This window comes from Bacillus cereus group sp. BfR-BA-01382 (genome assembly GCF_022663475.1).
Classification (GTDB): domain Bacteria; phylum Bacillota; class Bacilli; order Bacillales; family Bacillaceae_G; genus Bacillus_A; species Bacillus_A thuringiensis_S.
In genome coordinates, this window is sequence record NZ_JAKUFQ010000346.1 from 1 (window position 1) to 293 (window position 293).

The window sequence follows — 293 nt, forward strand, 5'->3', positions numbered from 1 at the left end:
AACTGAACGATTCTTTTTCATAATTATACGGGCAAATATCCTTCTCTTTCAACACGTAATAACCATTGATAGGCAATATGAAACTCTTCCAATTCGATATTATATGCTGCCATAAGCTCTTCTTCATCAATAGCCAATCCGAAACGCTTTCTTCCAATTCTCTCTAAAACAGCTGACCAAATCTCTTCTTTATCCATTAATAGAGCGAATGGGAAAACGCTAATTTGCAACTCTTTCCAATATGTAACCATCGCTTCAAATATATCGGGATAATTTTGCTCTAATCGGCTTGA

At 35.5% G+C, this 293-nt stretch carries 1 pseudogene; it reads right to left on the reverse strand.

Annotated features, from left to right (window positions below):
* Positions 1-23 precede the first annotated feature (23 nt).
* Positions 24-293, reverse strand: a pseudogene (locus MR160_RS34270) (hypothetical protein); the annotation flags it as partial.